At 63.0% G+C, this 3,280-nt stretch carries 1 protein-coding gene and 2 pseudogenes; all 3 read right to left on the bottom strand.

The window, feature by feature from the left end; translation table 11 throughout:
- Positions 1-54: 54 nt before the first annotated feature.
- Positions 55-673, bottom strand: a pseudogene (locus tag HT737_RS02445) (hypothetical protein).
- 46 nt (positions 674-719) lie between these two features.
- Positions 720-1,658, bottom strand: coding sequence for a carbohydrate kinase (locus HT737_RS02440; RefSeq protein ID WP_182401298.1), 939 nt, complete (start codon positions 1,656-1,658; stop codon positions 720-722).
- A gap of 13 nt (positions 1,659-1,671) precedes the next feature.
- Positions 1,672-3,169: pseudogene (gene xylB, locus HT737_RS02435) on the bottom strand (xylulokinase).
- Between the last annotated feature and the right edge of the window lie 111 nt (positions 3,170-3,280).

Genomic DNA, 3,280 nt, shown 5'->3' with positions numbered 1-3,280 from the left:
CMAAGATCAAAAAGATCGCAGCCTTCGGCAGCTCCTACAGGGATCTTCGGCGGCCTACAACCAATGCCAGAACCGGCTCCAGAAGCCGCGATTCAGATCCTCTTTGCACCCGGCATACTGCCGCGCATACACGTCGGAGCGCGCCTGCACCTTGCGCGCAGTCGGCATCAGCCAGGCCTTGCTGGCGTAGGTCTTGTTGCGGAAGCCGCCCCAGCCTTCGTGGTAATTCAGGTACTGGTTGTAGGCGTCGTATTTGTACACGCCGTTGATTGAGGTGGTCTTGTCCATGTACCAGCCCACGAAGTCGATGGCGTCGTCGAAGTCTTCGCGGTCGGCCCAGTTGCGTCCGGTACTCTTCTGGTAGTCGGCCCAGACTTCATCCTTGGCCTGGGCATAGCCGGCGGCCGTCGACACCCGGCCCCACGGAATCACCCACAACAGGTATTTGCGCGGCGTCTTGGCGTCGTAGCGGTAGCCGGACTCCTGATACATGATCGCGAAGGGCACCTGGATCGGTACGCCCCAGCGCTTTTGCGTGACTTGCGCCGCGTCGTACCAGTCGCTTTTTTTCGCGGAAGATTTCGCAGATGTCTTCCGGCGAACGCGGCGGCGAGGTGCCGCAGCCGCTGAGTAATCCCGCCAGTATCAAAAGTCCCGCCGTCCGCCCCGACATCAAACCGTCATCCCCATGCGCGCAAAAAGGCCGACAGTCTACGCGCTCAGCTCAACTGGTGACGATAGGGCAAATCCGGACCGGTCTTGCTGCACGTCAGGGCGGCCGCCTGTACGGCAAACCTGAGCATGGCGTCGATCTGTTCGCGGCTGAGTTGTTGCACGCCCTCAACCGAGTCCAGACCTTGTTCGGTCAGCCACGTGATCAGCGCCGCCTGAAAGGTATCGCCGGCGCCGACGGTATCGGCGATCTGCACCGAGCATGCCGGTACTGACCACGAGCCATGGGCGCGACTGAACACCGTTGCGCCTTCGCCGCCACGGGTCAGGAATACCAACTGGCAGCGATGCTGCAGCCAGCCTTCGATCACGCGTTGTGGATCCTTTTCGGGATACAACAGGCTCAGGTCTTCGTCGCTGACCTTGATCATGTCGGCCAGTTGCACCAGGGTCGCCACGCGCTCGCGCCACCGGTCGATGTTCGGCTCGGGGTTGAGGCGCACGTTGGGGTCGAGGGTGATCAGGCGCTTGCCGCTTTCGCGCTGCACCAGGGTCAGCAGGGTGTCGGCGATCGGTTGCACCACCAGCGAGAACGAGCCGATGTGCAGACCACGGACATCAGCGCCGAGCTGCGGCAGATGGGCGAGGCTTAATTGGCGATCAGCACAGCCCTCGCCGCGAAAACTGTAATGCGGCGAGCCATTGGCGCCGACCGCGACCATCGCCAGCGTGGTTGGCGCGGCGAAGTCGACCAAGTAGTCCGCCCGCACGCCTTCATCCCGCAGCACTTGCTGCAAACGTCGGCCGAGGTAGTCGGTGGACAGCCCGGCAAACAACGCCGAGTCCACCCCCAAACGGCGCAAGCCGACCGCGACGTTGAACGGCGAGCCGCCGGCAATCGCCTTGAAATTCACTTTCGAGGCCAGACCGCTGGCATCGTCTTCGCTGAAAAAATCGAACAGGGCTTCGCCACACACCAAATACATGATTGTTTGCTCTTTATAGGGTTGCGACATGCTGTTGATAGCGTTCATAGGCCTGCTGGAACGCCGCGACATGGGCGGCAACCGGCAGGGTTTCACTGTGCAGATCGAGCTTCACGCAGCGCTGGCACAGATCGGCCAGCGTGTTTTCGTGGCCGTTCGACCAGGACTTGCACCACGCCGCCTGAATCGCCGCGCCGAGGGCTGCAGCTTCGCTGTGTTCGGTGCAGATCACCGGGGTGTTCATGATGTCGGCGACGATCTGCCGCCACACCGCACTTTTCGAGCCGCCGCCGATCAGGCAAATGCTGCGGCTTTGTAAACCATTGCGGCGCAACAGATCCAGTCCATAACGCAAACCGAAGGTCGTACCCTCGACCACGGCGCGACACAGATTGGCCTGGGTCAGGTTGCTCAGGGTCAGGCCGTGCAGGCTGCCGGTGGCGTGGGGCAGGGCGGGGACGCGTTCGCCGTTGAGGAATGGCAGCATGCTCACGCCTTCCGCGCCTATGGGCGCTTGGGCCACGAGTTGATTGAACTGCTGCAGATCGAGGTCGAACAGCTCGCGGATCGCACCGGTGGCGTTGGTCAGGTTCATGGTGCAGATCAGCGGCAGCCAGCCACCGCTGGACGAGCAGAACGTGGCAACCGAAGCATCCGCGCTGACCTGCGGCGCCTCGGCGTAGGCGTACACCGTGCCGGAGGAACCGAGGCTCATGGTGATCGCTCCGGGTTGAATGTTGCCGGTACCGATGGCGCCCATCATGTTGTCGCCACCGCCGCTGGCGACCACTGCATTCGGGTTGAGGCCCAACTGCTCGGCAATCGCTGGCAGCAGCGTGCCCACCGCCTGATGCGCGTCGATCAGCTCCGGCAATGCCGCTTGCAGGCGACCGGTGGGGTCAATGTCACGCAGCAACTGCAAGTCCCACTGGCGGCTGCGCACGTTGAAATAACCGGTGCCGGAAGCGTCGCCGTACTCGCTGCAGGCGCGCCCGGTGAGCCAGAAATTCAGGTAATCGTGGGGCAGCAGAATCCGCGCGATACGCGAGAACACCTCTGGGTGCTGTTCCTTGGTCCACAGCAGTTTCGACACGGTATAGCCCGGTGCGATGACCACGCCGAGGCGCTCCAGCGCGCCTTGTTCACCGCCGAGGTGTTTGAGCAGGCGCTCGTTTTCTTCCGTGGTTTCGGTGTCGCACCACAGCTTGGCCGGGCGCAGCACCTGGCCCTGATCGTCGAGCAGCACCAGGCCGTGTTGCTGGCCGGAGACTCCGATGCCAAGGATCGCCTGCCCGTCGACATTGGCCGCGAGCAAGGCGCGGCGGGTGGCGAGGGCGAAGGCGTCGAGCCACTGTCGGGTGTCCTGCTCGCGCCGGGCCGTTGGCGCCGCTGATCATCGTGTGCGTGGCGGCGCCTTCGCCGAGCACCTGACCGCTGGCCGCATCGAGGATGATCGCCTTGGTGCCCTGGGTGCCGCAGTCGATGCCGAGGAAGAGTTGTCGGGTGGTCACAGTGAGGTCCTCAGGGTGTCAGGTGAGTCAAGGTGAAGCCAATCGCTGGCAAGCCAGCTCCCACAGGTTCTCGTTTGTACGCAAAATTCATCAACGATTGAAAACCCTGTG

Source organism: Pseudomonas sp. MD195_PC81_125 (assembly GCF_014060985.1).
Lineage (GTDB): Bacteria > Pseudomonadota > Gammaproteobacteria > Pseudomonadales > Pseudomonadaceae > Aquipseudomonas > Aquipseudomonas parakoreensis.
Note: the sequence above shows the minus strand (reverse complement) of the source record. Positions and strands in the feature narration are given on the sequence as shown.

What these genes read in the sequence shown, in the direction of transcription:
- HT737_RS02440 (WP_182401298.1), bottom strand. Translation starts at nt 1,658, where the DNA reads ATGTATTTGGTGTGTGGCGAAGCCCTGTTCGATTTTTTCAGCGAAGAC.